Annotated in this window: 14 protein-coding genes; 5 read left to right on the top strand and 9 right to left on the bottom strand. The window is 43.0% G+C overall.

Going from position 1 to position 15,258, the window contains the following annotated elements; all coding sequences use genetic code 11:
- Positions 1–52: 52 nt before the first annotated feature.
- Positions 53–2,782 (top strand): eCIS core domain-containing protein, encoded by a 2,730-nt coding sequence (locus tag HFV01_RS26150; RefSeq protein ID WP_318285976.1) that lies wholly within the window; start codon positions 53–55, stop codon positions 2,780–2,782.
- 35 nt (positions 2,783–2,817) lie between these two features.
- On the opposite strand, the gene HFV01_RS26145 is transcribed toward HFV01_RS26150, so the two are convergent.
- On the bottom strand, positions 2,818–3,042 hold the full coding sequence (locus HFV01_RS26145) for a hypothetical protein (RefSeq protein WP_193520526.1): 225 nt from the start codon (positions 3,040–3,042) through the stop codon (positions 2,818–2,820).
- Positions 3,043–3,077: 35 nt separating this feature from the next.
- Here HFV01_RS26145 and HFV01_RS26140 point away from each other — a divergent pair, with 35 nt between their 5' ends.
- Positions 3,078–3,464, top strand: coding sequence for a hypothetical protein (locus tag HFV01_RS26140; RefSeq protein WP_006622173.1), 387 nt, complete (start codon positions 3,078–3,080; stop codon positions 3,462–3,464).
- A gap of 63 nt (positions 3,465–3,527) precedes the next feature.
- Here HFV01_RS26140 and HFV01_RS26135 read toward each other — a convergent pair whose 3' ends face one another.
- The 5 genes from HFV01_RS26135 to HFV01_RS26115 all read right to left on the bottom strand — a co-directional run bounded on the left by HFV01_RS26135 (position 3,528) and on the right by HFV01_RS26115 (position 9,183).
- Complete coding sequence (locus HFV01_RS26135) at positions 3,528–3,815, bottom strand: DUF2288 domain-containing protein (protein WP_006622172.1); 288 nt, start codon at positions 3,813–3,815, stop codon at positions 3,528–3,530.
- 76 nt (positions 3,816–3,891) lie between these two features.
- Positions 3,892–5,019 carry an RNA-guided endonuclease InsQ/TnpB family protein gene (locus tag HFV01_RS26130; protein WP_193520525.1) on the bottom strand — a complete coding sequence of 376 codons (1,128 nt, stop codon included), beginning with the start codon at positions 5,017–5,019 and terminating at the stop codon, positions 3,892–3,894.
- Between the two features lie 160 nt (positions 5,020–5,179).
- Positions 5,180–5,818, bottom strand: a complete 639-nt coding sequence (locus HFV01_RS26125) for a lysophospholipid acyltransferase family protein (protein ID WP_006622170.1) — start codon at positions 5,816–5,818, stop codon at positions 5,180–5,182.
- A 423-nt stretch (positions 5,819–6,241) separates the two neighbouring features.
- On the bottom strand, positions 6,242–7,555 hold the full coding sequence (gene aspS, locus HFV01_RS26120; RefSeq protein WP_193520524.1) for an aspartate--tRNA(Asn) ligase: 1,314 nt from the start codon (positions 7,553–7,555) through the stop codon (positions 6,242–6,244).
- A gap of 353 nt (positions 7,556–7,908) precedes the next feature.
- Positions 7,909–9,183 carry a radical SAM/SPASM domain-containing protein gene (locus HFV01_RS26115; protein WP_193520523.1) on the bottom strand — a complete coding sequence of 425 codons (1,275 nt, stop codon included), beginning with the start codon at positions 9,181–9,183 and terminating at the stop codon, positions 7,909–7,911.
- A gap of 528 nt (positions 9,184–9,711) precedes the next feature.
- On the opposite strand from HFV01_RS26115, the gene HFV01_RS26110 reads away from it, so the two are divergent.
- Positions 9,712–11,082: a helix-turn-helix domain-containing protein gene (locus HFV01_RS26110; RefSeq protein WP_193520522.1), complete on the top strand. Its 1,371-nt coding sequence runs from the start codon at positions 9,712–9,714 to the stop codon at positions 11,080–11,082.
- A 78-nt stretch (positions 11,083–11,160) separates the two neighbouring features.
- Here the strand turns inward: HFV01_RS26110 and HFV01_RS26105 are convergent, their stop codons facing one another.
- Complete coding sequence (locus HFV01_RS26105) at positions 11,161–11,916, bottom strand: DsbA family protein (RefSeq protein WP_193520521.1); 756 nt, start codon at positions 11,914–11,916, stop codon at positions 11,161–11,163.
- A 21-nt stretch (positions 11,917–11,937) separates the two neighbouring features.
- On the opposite strand from HFV01_RS26105, the gene HFV01_RS26100 reads away from it, so the two are divergent.
- Positions 11,938–12,783 carry an arginyl-tRNA synthetase gene (locus tag HFV01_RS26100; protein WP_046321835.1) on the top strand — a complete coding sequence of 282 codons (846 nt, stop codon included), beginning with the start codon at positions 11,938–11,940 and terminating at the stop codon, positions 12,781–12,783.
- A 66-nt stretch (positions 12,784–12,849) separates the two neighbouring features.
- On the top strand, positions 12,850–13,257 hold the full coding sequence (locus HFV01_RS26095; RefSeq protein WP_006668621.1) for a thiol-disulfide oxidoreductase DCC family protein: 408 nt from the start codon (positions 12,850–12,852) through the stop codon (positions 13,255–13,257).
- Here the strand turns inward: HFV01_RS26095 and HFV01_RS26090 are convergent.
- Positions 13,254–14,669 (bottom strand): DUF4335 domain-containing protein, encoded by a 1,416-nt coding sequence (locus HFV01_RS26090; protein WP_008051771.1) that lies wholly within the window; start codon positions 14,667–14,669, stop codon positions 13,254–13,256. The genes HFV01_RS26095 and HFV01_RS26090 overlap by 4 nt on opposite strands.
- A gap of 13 nt (positions 14,670–14,682) precedes the next feature.
- Complete coding sequence (locus tag HFV01_RS26085) at positions 14,683–15,243, bottom strand: DUF3038 domain-containing protein (RefSeq protein WP_006622160.1); 561 nt, start codon at positions 15,241–15,243, stop codon at positions 14,683–14,685.
- Between the last annotated feature and the right edge of the window lie 15 nt (positions 15,244–15,258).

Here is a 15,258-nt window from a genome sequence, read left to right as displayed (position 1 = left end):
TAATAGTATGCCAACCCAGCCCATCCAGCGCAGGGAAGAAGAAGACGTGCAGATGCAGGCAGAATCAAAATCGCCCCTGCACGGGAGATTTCAGACTTTAGCCCAAAGAGATAACCCGAAAAATTCGACACCACAGCAGCCGATTCAAGCTAAATTGACTGTGGGTGCGGTCGGGGATAAATACGAACAGGAAGCGGACAGGGTGGCGGATGTAGTTGTCGATCGCATCCAATCTCCCCCCGCGACGACAGAGGTTCAGAAACAGGAAGAAGAAACACTGCAACAAAAACCCCAATTATCGACTCCGCCGACGATTTCTCAGTTGCAGAAAAAAGAAGAGTTATCAAATACCCTACAGCGAGAGTCGGAGGAAGAGGAATTTGATGATGATAATGATGATGTACAGATGAAGCCTCAGACCGCCGAAGCCGGGGGAGAAGTGTCTGCCGATTTCGAGTCGTCCCTTCGGCGAGAAAAGGGCGGCGGACAGCCGTTGGATGAAAACTTGCAGTCCCAAATGGGGCGGGCAATGGGGGCAGATTTGAGCGGGGTGCGGATTCATCATAATTCCCCAGCCAATCAACTGAATCAATCAATCCAAGCCAAGGCATTTACGACGGGCAAAGACATCTTTTTTAAACAGGGAGAGTATCAGCCGGAGAGTCGGGGCGGACAAAAGCTCATCGCCCACGAGTTGACCCATGTGGTGCAGCAGGGTGGGAGTCAAATTCAGTCGAAAAAAGACGACAATTCAACCGTCGCTACTGGGGGCTTACTCACGCTACAGAGGAAAACATATACAGTAAAAGGTACAGATAATGCCAGAGATGAAAATGATAAGAGTAGAGAAAAATATAATCCTGGGGATTTGGTCGAAATTAGTGATGATGAAACTCAGCACAAGATCGATCCGGCTGGCAACAATAGATGGTATCGAATTAAAGATAGTCAACCTCCTCGTTATATTCGGGCAACTCGATTGCAGTTGTATGGAACTTATATCTCTGACAAGAAACGAGTCAATAGCAATGATAAGGCTTTAGAATCACAAAAAGATAATATCAAACAAATAAACGAATTGACAAAAATTGAAAAGCGAGACTATAAAAACAAAAAAGGTGAAACAGAATCGAAGAAAATGAATCTTGCCGAGCAAATCGACTTAGGCAGAGGTTTTCTGACAGATGAGATCGTTAAAGCGATCAAAGAGTTGAGTCAAATTCCCAAAGGAAAAACCTACTTATCTCAAAATGGTTTTCTTACCCAGGAAGAGTTAGAAAAGGTGGCAAAAGAAAAACGAGTGATCGGAGATTGGGAAAGATATGAAGAACATGACTTTGTCTCACTGAGTAGGAAAATTGTGCCTGATGTTCGTGGAAATGCAGTATTGAGTCCAATTCACCGTATGCAAATTGCGACATATCAGAAAGAGTTAGGAGAGAATAATGCAGAATTTCGTCAAACCCCCGGATATTTGCGTTATGAAGCGCACAATATGAAGAAACTTAAAAAAGAGTACGAAGAAGCTGCCGCAGAGGATATCACTAGTGCAGATACCAAGAAGAAAAAGGAAAAATATGAAGGCTTGAAGAAAGAGATCTATGATAAAGATACTGAAATGTGGGAAAAGGCTCTCAATAATGATTTAACAACTATACCAGAGTCAAATCAAGAGATCGCCAAAAAATATCAGGAACAAACGGATTCAGCCATTGCCATTCTGAAACGAGTTTTTATTGTTCTTCAGCATGGATTAATGTACCGTGATGACCAACACACACCCAAGTTTGAGGAATGGCAAGAGAACGTTGCAGTGGCACTCTCCCACGGCGGTCGCGTCATGATCAATTTGCCCCCTCTTCAAGGCAACGACAAAGAGCATGAGTTTATTTATTGGCTGCTGGGTGGTTCATCAGCCCAAGTCCAAGAACATAAACCGAAATCACATGATCACAGGGGTGCGGATCAATCCAGTGACTATTACAAAGCAAAGGTCGATACTCGAATTGTTTCTAGTCACGACGTAGAGGTTACTCAAAATTCATTGAAGGAACTCAAGAGTAACACTTTTGATTTCAAGGGTGCAGTCGGAGCCACGAGTACCATCAAACATTATGGAATGGATATACCGTTGGGTGGACTGGGCAATGAAGATATGGCGGGTGATGTCATACTACCAGATGGCCGACACGGTCATATGTACATCTACTACAGACCTCCAAGCAGGGAAAAACCTGGCAGCGTACTAGTTGGTGCTGAAACCTCCAGAATGGCTCATACAGATGTGTTTGGTATGTATCACGATCAGAGGAGCGCTCCGGCTGAGGTGTCTCCTACCGGGACCAGTAAAGCCGGAAGGATCGGTGCGGAATTTGGCGGTCGGGTCGTTGACTATACGACACTGACTACGGATGGGAAGAATCTAAGAGTTAAAGATCCCGATTGGTTAAAACAGCTTAAGACAGCGGAAGAAAATGTGCAGAAAGGTATCATTACATCTAAAGAATTGTTGGGAAAAAAATTAAATGAAGAAGGCCGAAAATCATTATTTGGAGAGTCAATTGACAAACCCCAAGAGATGAAAAAATATATAGTCAAGCATAAAGCTCATGCCAGAGATGACAATAATAATAAGAAAGAAGAATATATGCCTGGTGCTGTAGTCGAAATTAGTGATAATCAAACAGAGCACAAGTCAGAGAAGAATGGGGAAATATGGTATCGAATTAAAAATAGTGACCCTCCTCGTTATATTCGGGCAACTCGATTGCATTGGGGCTAAAACGTTTCATCTCAATTCGATATGTCCTCCCCTGATTAATTGTCCGAGTCCGGATTGGCTCGAACCATCACGTCGATACTGTTGGAACTGATCGGCCGCACTTTCGTGGTGATGTCGAGTTCCGGCAGTTGGGAGGCGTTGGGTTTCTGGGATTTCTTCGCGCCCGCCGGTTTGCGGGATTGACCTTTGGCAGATCCGATTTGCGATCGCGTGGTTTTCGCGGATTTTCCGGTGATAAAAATGCCCCAGGAGAAGGGCAAAAAGAAAAACCGATGTATGCAAGGGATTGAAGCAAGTGGACGAAGCAAGCGGCGGTGTCTCTGTCTCACGGAGGCAGGGTGAATATTGTTTTACCGCTAGGTTAAAAGGAGCCGTTTTGATTGGAGGTGAAACCTCTGAGATGGGTAAACGAGATGTTTTTGGAAAGCTACATAATGCCTCCGGTACGAGTGCAGAATTTTCCCCAACTGGGACGGGTAAAGCGGCGAGAATAGGGAGTGAAATTGGTGGGATGAGAGTCGATCTATCAGGATTTGAGTCTCAAGCTGATATTGTTGGTATGTTTGAAACAGCGATCGCAAGAGGTGTAGAACCTGGACAACTTGTTGACGAGTCCAAGCCAGAAGTTCGCGAGGCTTTGTTTGATATCAGAAAAAGATCATCCGCGATAAGGGAGAATTAGAGCAGTGTTCCCGAAAACCCATAAATTTAAGGTAGTCGTGGGATGGCGAGGGTATAAATGATTTTAGGCTTCCTGTACCAAAACAAAAGGTTGGATAATTAGGGCATTAAATCGTTTAGTCTGATCGCCATTCCAATCGGAGATTTGCTGGGGAGAGGGTTTATAAATCTGTTGTTCACTGATCCAGCGCTGAACGTCAGTCACATGATCCTCGCTAATAGCGACACCGACATCTAATAAATCTAATTGGCGATCGACTACGACGACTGCATCCCTTTGTACATGGGGAATTAACCATTCCCACTCGGCTTGATCAATGTTAGAGGCTAATTGTGCTTTTAATTCTTCCATGATTTGATTAATTGTTGTACTGCCAAAACTGCTCTATAAAACTTAAACAAAACCGGACATAGCCGGATATTGATGTTTATTTCTGGCTTCGTCCGGGACTGTCGGCAGCACCCCGTCCACAAGTGTAATCGTCTGAACCAGGCGATTTTTCTAAATTTCTACTGGCGTTCAAATCTCTATCAATCTTCAGGCCACAGTTCTGACATTCAAAAGTCCGACGGACTAGGGGCATTTTTTGACGATAACCGCAATTAGAACACAGTTGACTGGATGGATAAAATCTATCGGCAATAATCAACTTTGAACCATAACGTTCTGCCTTGTAACCGAGTTGACGACGGAACTCATAAAATGAAGCATCAGCGATAGAACCCGCCAAACCATGATTTTTCAGCATACCTGACACATTCAAATCTTCAATGACGACTTGGCTGTGGTTCTTAGCCAAGAAAGTAGTTATTTTATGAATGGTGTCCCGCCGAATGTTTGCTACTCTTTGATGTAGCTTTTGAACTTTTAAGAGACATTTGACCCAATTTTTCGAGCCTTTGACTTTGCGACTTAAATGGCGTTGTAATCTGGCTATTTTTTTGGTCGCTGCTTTATAAGCCTTGGGATTAGAGAATTGGGTCCCATCGGAGCAAGTCGCCCAATTGTTAATTCCTAGGTCTACCCCGATTCTCTCTCGATATTTCGGTGTAATTTCTGGCGTGATTTCTACGAAAAAGCTCATATACCAGTCCCCTGCTTGGCGCGTTAGGGTGACTTTCTTAACCCAACTTTCGGGTAGACCCTCAAATGTAGAAACCCAGCCCACAAAAGGCAGCTTATGGCAAGTTCCTGACAACTTGAATGGTTTGCCGCCATTGTCAAGGGTAAAGCTATCATGGTGGCCTTTCTTCTTAAATTTAGGATAACTGCTTATTCCTTTGAAGAAGCGCTTAAAGGCATCCCCTAAATTAATGAAGGCATATTGATAAACTCTAGAAGACAATTCGGACATCCAAGGATATTGAGGTTTCACATAATTCGTAAAAACCTTTTTGATGGAGTTGACGTTAGGCTTGAGTCCCTCTTCATAAGCTGACATCCATAAGTGTAATCCCCAATTGAACACAAATCGAGCATACCCCGCGTGTTTGGCCATCAAGGTAGCTTGACGGTCATTGAGTTTTAGTTTTGTCCGGAAAGCTTTGTAAGGCATGATTGGATTTTACCATGAATCCGACTTGATGAGTATGTCGTCAGGGAAATTTGGCATGGTCTGGGGTTTGACCGTATACTCATTATTGAGTTGCGAATCTTTGGGGGTATTGTACCTTATTGTCCTAAGATGTAAAGCAAATCTTGGATTAAATTCTGGCTCACCGCCCTAAATCGTGCATAGCATTAATGATTTCGGCGCAATTATGAGCGATCGCCTCTAGTTCCTCCCGCTTACTGGACTTGGGGGGGTCCATAGGTTCACCAATTCTGACGGTGACGGGAACTGGTCTGGGTATAGCAGAGCCTTTGTTAAAAATAGCATGAGTTCCCCACAGACACACAGGAATTAGGGGAACCTGTGCTTTGGCTGCAATTAATGACGCGCCCAATTTCGGGTCTGTGATGCGACCGTCGGGGGTGCGAGTTCCCTGCAAAAATACACCAGTGGCCCAACCTTGTTCTAGGGAATTGAGAGCGGCTCGGATCGCATTGCGATCGCCAGCACCCCGTTTAACTGGATAAGCGCCATATAGGGAAATCGCCTGTTTCAGGACGGGAACCTTAAAGAGTTCCTCTTTAGCCATAAATGCTACGGGTCGCTTGACGCAGTTGGACAGCATTGGGGGGTCAAAATCACTAGCATGATTACTAACTACCACAATGGGTCCGGTTTGGGGCATCCGTTCAGCATTATAAATGCGACCACGAAAATAGACATGGAGCATGGGGCTAACCACAGACCACTTAAACAGGTGGTAGAGGACTAAACTTTCGAGTGGTTCACGGTTTTTGACCACGGAAACTTGAGTTGGTAAGGGTGGAAACTGTGATCTAGCCTATCAGGTTTTGGCAGCAGTGGGGTTAAAAGTTATTCGCGAGCCATTACGGGACTGCTACCTAAAACCAACTGGATGGGACAGAGGCACAATTGTTGTTCGGTATCGGAAAAGTGTGTTTATGATGCGCGACAGGCGCTGTCTTTGGAAGAGATGGTGAGGCCAATTCTCTCTCAGCTTGGCAAAAAATATAATGGCGTGGCGACTTGATTTTGAGAAGAAAGGGCGATCGCAGTTTGTTTGTGTTCAGAGGGCGCGATCGCCTTTTTTGTCTATCGAAATGATGAGTGAAATGGGATCAGCCTGACGGCACGCTGCAAGAACTACTGAAAGCCCCATCCTGTAAGGATTAATAATGCTATCTCAGTAATTGGGAAGTAAAAATTACGGTACTATTCTATTTCTATCTCGAGGAAATAGTGTAGCTGAACGAATATTATCTAACTGGCAAATTTGCTTTGTTAGTCTTTCTAGTCCCATGCCAAATCCACCGTGAGGAGGCATCCCAAATCTGAAACAGTCTAGATATCCCTGAAAATCATCCTCACTGTAGCCAAATTTTGTAATGTTATTCTTGATCTGCTGATAGTCATGAATTCTCTGCCCTCCAGTGGTGATTTCTAGTCCTCTAAACAGGACATCAAAACTTCTAGTCAATTGACTATCTTCCAGACTAACAGGCATTGTATAAAAAGGTCGTTTATTGACCGGATATCTTGTTATGTATACAAGTTCTACCCCATATCTTTTTTTGGCATATTTGCAAATAAGACGTTCAGCTTCAGGATCAAGATCTCCGGGCTTTGTGCAAACGTAATTAAATTCATTATTGACAATAGAAATTGCATCATATAATTTGATTTGGGGTAACTCGGTAAACCGGGGTAGTTCTACCCTCAATAGCTCCAATTCAAACTTACATCTCTCCTGAAGACCATCAAAAATGTATTTCAGTAATTCTTGATGTAATACAATAATATCTTGTTCAGATTCAATAAATCCAAACTCGGCATCAAGGCTAACGTATTCATTAAGATGACGAGAAGTATTGTGTTCTTCAGCTCTATAGACGTGCCCAACCTCATAAACTTTCTCAAAAACACCAATCATGATTTGCTTGTAAAGTTGGGGACTTTGTGTAAGATAAGCTAAATCATCAAAATACTTTATTTTAAAGACCTCAGAACCTCCTTCCGCCCCCATTTTTACAATTTTTGGAGAGTGGATTTCCGTAAAACCTTGAGAATCCAAAAAATCCCTAAACAATTTACAAATTGCTGTCTGAATCTTAAATATTGCCCTTACATTTAAGTTGCGAAGACTCATAGCTCGATTCTTGAGAAGAATATCTAAATCAATTTTCCTAAAAGTCTTTTCTCTATCGATTTCAATAGGTGGCGGTTCGGCAGCAACGATACATTCTATCGATTGTGCTTGAATCTCTGCACCTTGAGCAACATTTTTTTGTGCTACCAGAAGACCGGTCACCGTCACCACCGATTCCCGTGTCAGGCTCTCACATATCTCTAAAGTTGGAGTGGAGTCAACCACAGCTTGAATCGTGCCAAAGCCATCTCTAACAACTAAGAAAGCAATGCCACCCATCTTTCTATACGAATGAACCCATCCGTGTACTATAACAATCTTACCAACATTATTGTGCAGGCTTTGAGAGAGTAGATTGATCTTAAAAGGCATTTTGTTTCACTCAATCAGATTAATAATTTTTCATCATATCCAACTCATGCTTTATTGCAGTGCTGTAACTGCTAAATTCTTCGTTGTATGACTCGTTCAGTTCGATATCAAATTGTCTGCCTTCTTTACAAGCGTCTGATATTTTTAGGACTTACGCAGATTAAATCACTAAAAACTATCTGTAGGGGTAGCGCCCTGGTTCCTACCTCTACAAGTACAGTAGGTGCGTAAGTCATGATTTTATCAATTACTAAGTATCAATTGACATTGACAAAGAAGCTCGTATATGTATTTCAGGTATCTTATTGCCTAGGATTTGTCGCCAAACACTACGCATTACTATCGCAGCTTGTCTACCCCCGGTGTATGGAATTGTTAACCTCCGATCTGACAGAATTGCCGTCAGCATCCATCCTGATTATCACATCGCGCAATAGCGCTCGTCTGATCTGGCAGAAGTAATTTGCCTGATTGTATGAATTTCTCACAGGACAACCACCAGCACAGATGTACCGAGAGAAGCAAAACTCGCATTCATGAGGACGAACAGGCAGACTCATCGCATCAGAAAACATCAGAGGTCTTTTAGCCCTCGTGTCAAACCGTCCTACTGCATATAAGTCCCACTCGGGATGGCAAGAACTCTGCACTTCAAAGCAGCGGGAAATAGTCCCATCTGGAAGGATAATCAGACGATTTCCACTTGCCGCATCACAATAGCACTCTCTTGGCTCAACAAGCCTTATGAAAGCAGAGTTGATTATTTCAACTCCTTTTTCTCTCGCCACATCAAACGCATGAGTCAGGTAACGAATGAAGTCCGCGACTTTAGGTTGAGCAAGGGTACGGTCATTTTGCATCTGCGATGAGTTCATGGGTTCAATGTGAAGGAATCTTACTCCCAAGTCTGCATAGTAGGCAACGGCATTTGGCAAAGTTTCGACATTACCTGCTGTTACAGTCATTCTAACTTTGAAACTAACTCCAAGTCTGACCAAGTTGGCAAGGGTTTGCTGGACTTGACCTGACGTGCCGGCTCCATTTGCAAATACCCGCACCTTGTCGTTGTACTCCGGTATCCCATCGTTGGAAACGGTTACGCTGAAGTTCAAATCCCGAAAGAAACTGCACATATCTTGACTAATAATGCCGTTGGTAGTCACATGAAGGTTCGATTGTACACGGGACGAAGCCAGCAGCTCTGCTGTAGTCTCGATTAGAGACCAGTTCAAAGTTGGCTCACCACCAAAGTAACTAACATTGACGTTCTGACCACGGTCTATAGCCTGCTCTATCGCATATTCTACTGCTGCTAGACCCAGCGTGTGCGACATAGTTTCAGTCTTAGATTCACCGAGAAAACAGTATTTGCAACGTAGATTGCAGGCTCGCGTCGTGACGAGTGTTAGATTGACCCCTACACTTCCGCATCTATGCGCACAATTGGGAAGTGATAGACCGTGTGTTATTATGAAGTCCCTGATCAGCTCATCGTTGAGATGCTCGCCATCCACACGTATGATCTGCAAGCGGTGTGGCAGAAAGATTGCCCAATAACCATGAGTATATACCGCGGGAAAGCCAGCTAAAAGTCTTGTATCATCAGTCAGTGTTGTGTCATTGTTCATGTCGCAAATCCTTGATTTATAGCGCGGAGCGCTGGTGCGTTAACAAACCGCTGGTAAGGGTTTTAGTAAAATGGATAATTTACAATTGCTCATTAGCTCCCCTATTCCCTGCTCCTTATTTTTTTAGTGTTAATACATGAGCGGTCTTTTCTATATTGTCACAAACCATAAAACAGCAGGAGCGAGAACTGGTAAACGTTCTCGCTTATCTCATCTGTTAGTCATCACATGTCAGATTATCGAGAATTTTGGCATCCTCGTGTTTCCCTCGACATGCGATCTCTTCGGGAATCGCTACATCGATGATCAAAATAATAGCTTCATCCATTAGTATTACCTCTATAACTCTACTGGGTTTGACTCCTATTCTAAAACTTAGAACTTAAACTCTGCAACCAGAAAAAACAAGATTTCATGGGGAGTTTTGTAACAAAATGTTAAGCAAAACCAGAAAAAACATGATCTGGTGGAGAGTTAGGCTATAATCTCGGAAACTTTTACCATATCTCAAGTAGATGACGATTAACTATGACTATTACAGAACTCTTAAAGGCTGTCGATCGCTTGGTGGAGAAGCAAAGGGGAAAGCACCTTAATGATTTTGAAAAAGTGGTGATTAAAGGTCTCTGGTCGGGTCAAACCTATAGCGAAATTGCTGAGGAATGCGGCTATCATCAAAATCATGTGGGCGATGTCAGCCGTCAGTTATTTAAAATTTTATCTCAAGAATTAGAAGAAGATATTAATAAATATAATTTCTGCTGGACAATTGAAAGGGTAGTCACTTCACGTCAGTTTAATGTAGTAGGTTTATTTAACAGTAATATTACTTGGTGTAATCCTCATACCTTAGATGATGTTAATTTATCGGGTTCGAGTCAGCTAAACGGCGATATTGAAACGAATTATCACGATTTACACTTAGCGCCTAAAATTGTCAAGTTTTGCGATCGCACTGAGGAACTCAAAACCCTGTCTAATTGGGTGTTAAATGAAAACATCCCCCTCATCTCAGTTTTAGGATTACCCGGTATCGGTAAAACCAGCCTAGTTAAACGATTTATTGATCTGAATATAGATAAGTTTGATGCGGTCATCTGGAAAAGTCTGAAAATTCAACCTGCTTTAGACCATAATATCACCAGTATATTAACTAAAATGGGTTATGTCAACCCCAATTTAAGTGAAAATGAAACGCCTTTATGTCAGTTGCTCAATTCCTCAATCTTACGTGCTAAAAAGTGCTTAATCATTCTGGACGACGTTCAAGAAATATTTAATCTGGGTGTATTTTCTGGACAATACAAAACTGAACATCAAGGGTATCAAGATCTATTTAGACGCATCGCCGAAACCAGCCATCAAAGTCATTTCATTTTGCTGAGTCAGGAATCGTCCCCAGATATGTTGGGGTATAATGATGATTTTGCGATCGCCAAATTTTTACAACTCCAAGGATTAAAGAGTATTAATTTTTTGAGCGATCGCGGCTTAAAAGATAAGGAGTCTTGGTCAAAGTTAATCCATCTTTATGAAGGACATCCCGGTTATTTAAAAGATATCGCCCAACTAATCAAGGATATATTTGCGGGGAAAGTCTCCGATTTTTTGGCGGAACCAGAGATAATACTAACAGTAGAAATAAACCGGAACTTAGCCGTTATGTTGCAACGTTTATCGGTGATAGAGCAACAGATTTTAATGCAGTTGAGTCAAACTGATCAACCCCGTTCACGAAATGATTTAAAACAAAGTTTATCACTATCATTAACCGATTTAATTAACGGTTTGCAATCTTTAAATAGACGGCATTTAATTCAAATAACAGACGAAAAAACTATGTTGTTTAATGTGTCTAAAGTGGTGAGGCAATATGTGAGATATTGTGGCTCAAAATAGGTGGTTAAGCGCCCCCAAAAAGGGGGATGATTTTTCTATAGCCCGATCGCTATTTGAAAGAGGTCTCTAGCCTGGGAGTTATTCGCGAGCGATGACCTCTGCGAGGGTTTCTTCCAGCGTTGACAGGTCTACAGCCCCAGATAGGGTTTCCCCATTCATGATAAAAAACGGGGTCCCAGAAATCCCTAGAACCCTCGCTAATTGCAGATCCTGTTCAATGGCTGCGATCGCTCCATCACTGTTGCGATCGCGGTTAAATTGTTCTAAATCTAAACCTAGGGAAATGGCGATCGCTTCATATAGCGCCTCTCCTAAGTCATCCTGACCTTCAAAAAGGGCGTTTTGATATTCCCAGAATTTACCTTGTTGTTGCGCCGCCCAGGACGCTTTCGCCGCCGGTAACGCTTCCGAGTGAATTTGACTGAGGGGGAGATGCTTAAACACTAGAGTAACTTGGTCTTGGTGTCTGTTCATAAACTCTCTAATCGTTCCCTGGACGCGACGACAGAAGGGACACTGAAAATCGGAAAACTCTACCAAAACAATTTCAGCATCCGCTGCGCCCAACGTGGGAGAATCACCAATAATCGCCCGTGGTTGGCTTCTCATTTGTTGTAAAAAAGATGATCGCGCCTGGCTGAGTTGGTTTTGTTGCTGTTCCTGATAGGCTTGTACCGACTCTAATATCACTTCGGGATTATTGCGAATTACTTGTAAAACCTGTTGTTCAAAATCTGAAGATGGGGTGGATGAACAGCCGTTTACTAAAATTCCTAGGGTGCATAACATAGTCACCATCAGGGTAGGTAATCGGCGTTGAAAAGAGTTGATCATGAGTCAAGTTGTGCTGTTTTAATGGTGTCTATTATAGCAAGTTTTATGGAAAATATGGTAATTAAGCAAAGTTTAATCAAGTCCCTCGGCTCTGGATTAAGGGGGCTAGATCCTGATTTTATCGGTTCGGTTGATATTCCTGTGACTCGTGTTCCTAATGGTAGCCGGATTCGTTATATATCGGCGATCGCTATGAAATTGGCGGCTATCAATTCTCAATCTCCCGCCGAAATTGCTACTTTAATTGTCGCTAATCAAGCTGATAAAATGGTGGATGATGGTATAATTACCACCGTGCTACCATCGGGAATGATTCAATTTGATATTACTGATTTTGGCGTGGTCAAGTGGTTGGAAAATATCCGGCTCCATGGTTTGCCCATAACTGCCAATTCTCCCGATAATCAGAGTTTGGATTCCGGTTTATTTCCGGTTCAATATATCCATGCTCGTTGCTGTTCCTTATTGCGAATGGCTCATCGCGATCGCTTAATTTCTCTGGTGGAAACAGAACCAATTTTTACCCCTTTTCTGTGGAGGTTAGCCACCCCTAGGGATTTGCCTTGGTTAGATGATTCCGGGAATTTGCGGTTAGTTCATGATGCCGAAAAAATGCTGATTGGCGAGTTAATTGATGGGGTCGATTTCTGGCATTATCCACCTCGGAAGATTGATGATAAAAAGGTGGCGATGAAAATAACTGAACAATGCGATCGCTTTCTGCGCCAATGTCCGATTTGGGGAGAGGTCAAACTTCATCACCCCCAATTATCCCAAGCTAGACTAGGATTAATTATCGTCACACAGTCTATTTTGCGATTTGCACTTCAAGAAAAGTTGGGTATCATTGCACCTATGGAGTTATAAAGATTCCCTGGTCATCTCTCAGGAAATATGCTATAGTTGTTAACTGTCCTCCACTGTGATAAATTGATGCTATATCATGTAATTTACGATGGGAACTGTAACCTGTGCAGTAACTTGGTGCAACTGTTGGAAAATCTCGATCGCGGTGAACGTTTTAGCTATATTCCTATGCAGGATGAGGCAAAATTAGCACAGTTAAATATTACTCCCGAAGACTGTTTAATGGGAATGATTTTGATTGACGTAAACCAGCCACAACGACGATGGCAAGGTAGTGATGCCGCCGAAGAAATCGGTAACATTTTACCAGGTGGGGAGCTATTTGTCAAGGCTTATCGAGCAATGCCAGGGCTGAAATGGGCAGGCGATCGCATTTATGAACAGGTGCGGGATAACCGCTATCAATTGTTTGGAAAACGCGACCAAACCTATGAATCTAATTATCCCAGTTGTTTCGGGAATAACCAATGCTAATCATGAGATTCCAAGAAAGTCTGAACCCGACCGCTGGGGTCTAAAACCACCCTAATTTTCGCCGTCTTCCCATCTTCCATAGGTGAGACAAACGGCTGATTTGCTGATGGGAATTTAATCTGTGGTAACCAGTTAACCGAGGCTGACCCCAAGGGAGTAATACTGTCAATCGCGCCCTGGGAATTGAGTTGTAAACGATACTGCAATATTCTGTTTAAATTCTTGTGAGGATGCCAATTTTTTACAAAATAACTCCGTACTTCCGCCACCTGGGGAATTTCATCAAATACCGTATTATTCAGGGAACGAATAGAGACTATCCGAGGTTCTCGTTTAGTTAGCTGTGCAATTGGTTCGGCATTTTCGCTGTCTTCTGGGATATCCTGAACTGCATAATTTTCCGGGGTATCCGTTTCGGGAACTCTAGCATTTTGCAGGGGGGGAAGGCTAATATTTTCTGGTACTGTTCCTATATCAAATAGGGGAGTGGGAGGCGGCGCTAAAGGTGTGGGAGGGGGAGGAGTTTCTGTGCGGTTAACCGTCCCATTAACAGGGGTTCTATTAACGGGTTCTGTGGGAATGATAATTATCCCATCTGTTTCCGGTGCTATATTAGGGATTAATTCAGGGGAAGGGGGAGGTTGATCAAATAGGGGTGGGGGAACAGTTAAAGGTACTGTATCAACTAGGGGAAGGTCTGGCGCTACTTGTATTTCTATTTGAGGCGGCGCTGGGGGTTCATCCATGGGAAACTCTGGGAGTGGTGGCGGTTCGGGGGGGGTTGTAGAAGTGGAAATTTGGGGAGTTTCTGGGGTAGAAATTAAATGGCGATCGCGACGATAATAATTGCTTAAATTGATAATTCCGCTAAATAGTCCCGTGGTAGTAATAATAATCATCAGAGTTCGTAGCCACGCGGGAGAGGTGCGTTTCGGCTGGCTTTCTGAGGTCAAAAAAGGTTCTATTTCGGTGATGCAATTCCGCAAGGCGGCGGCGACATCAAATAACTGTAACGCGCTTAAATGAACGAATGATTCCGAAGGACTAGGCGCTAAGTTTCCCAAAAATAAATCATGGTACAATAAACCATCAGGCTTTATCTGGAAGTCTGAACAGGTGGTTAAGGAATTTTCCGCGTCGGGAGACTCTTCGGAAATGGGGTCAATTTCCGACAAGGGGGAAGCGGTCAGAAAGTCGTTAATATACCTGTTGATGCTTTCATAGAGGTTGGTTAAGTTATGGCGATCGCCTTCTATTGCGATATATTTATATTCAGAAAGACGGGGGTCATCAAAGGAAAGTTTGAACCGAAAGTTATCCCAACTCTCATGTTTCCAGCGACTGAAAAAAGAAGTATTGGCGCTAACCTCTAGTGTACAGGTAGGGGGGGTATATTGTCGGGTTACTAACATAATCTCCGGGATTTTAGGGCTGGCTTCTATTAATATTATAACCGCGTTGTCTAGCTTGCGATCGCATTAGCAGGGTTGACCAAAACCTCCCGAAACCATCAGGACTGCTATAAAATAGTAAATCAATTAGCAGTTTTTTCGCGAAGGGGATGATATCTTCTTCCGGAATGGGTCGGTTAACCGGAAACTGCTGATCATAGCCTTGGATGAATTTATCCAGGTAGTCCCGCATCAAAGAAATCTCTCGGATATCCTGATTTTGTGCTTCTAATTGTTCAATCAAAGCAATGGCGCGACGCAGCAGGGCTTGATTTTGTCTAGCTAGATAGGAGATAACTAAAACTAGCGATCGCCCCCCTTCTACCGTCAATTTTTGGGATTGCCATTTTTGGATATATTCCACATCTAAACTCAGGGTTTGTGCCGCCTTTCTTAAAGTCTCTGGTGTCACTTCAGCCAAAGACTCTAAAGCTAATATAACTAGACGCAATTCCACAGCCATACGGTCTAGTTGTGTGGCTGTTAATTCCGGCGTTTTAGGTGAATGCCAATGGGAAGGAATGCGATCGGACATAGAGTTAATATATAG

The organism is Limnospira fusiformis SAG 85.79 (genome assembly GCF_012516315.1).
GTDB classification, from domain to species: Bacteria; Cyanobacteriota; Cyanobacteriia; order Cyanobacteriales; family Microcoleaceae; genus Limnospira; species Limnospira fusiformis.
This window is presented reverse-complemented; position numbering and strand designations above follow the sequence as displayed.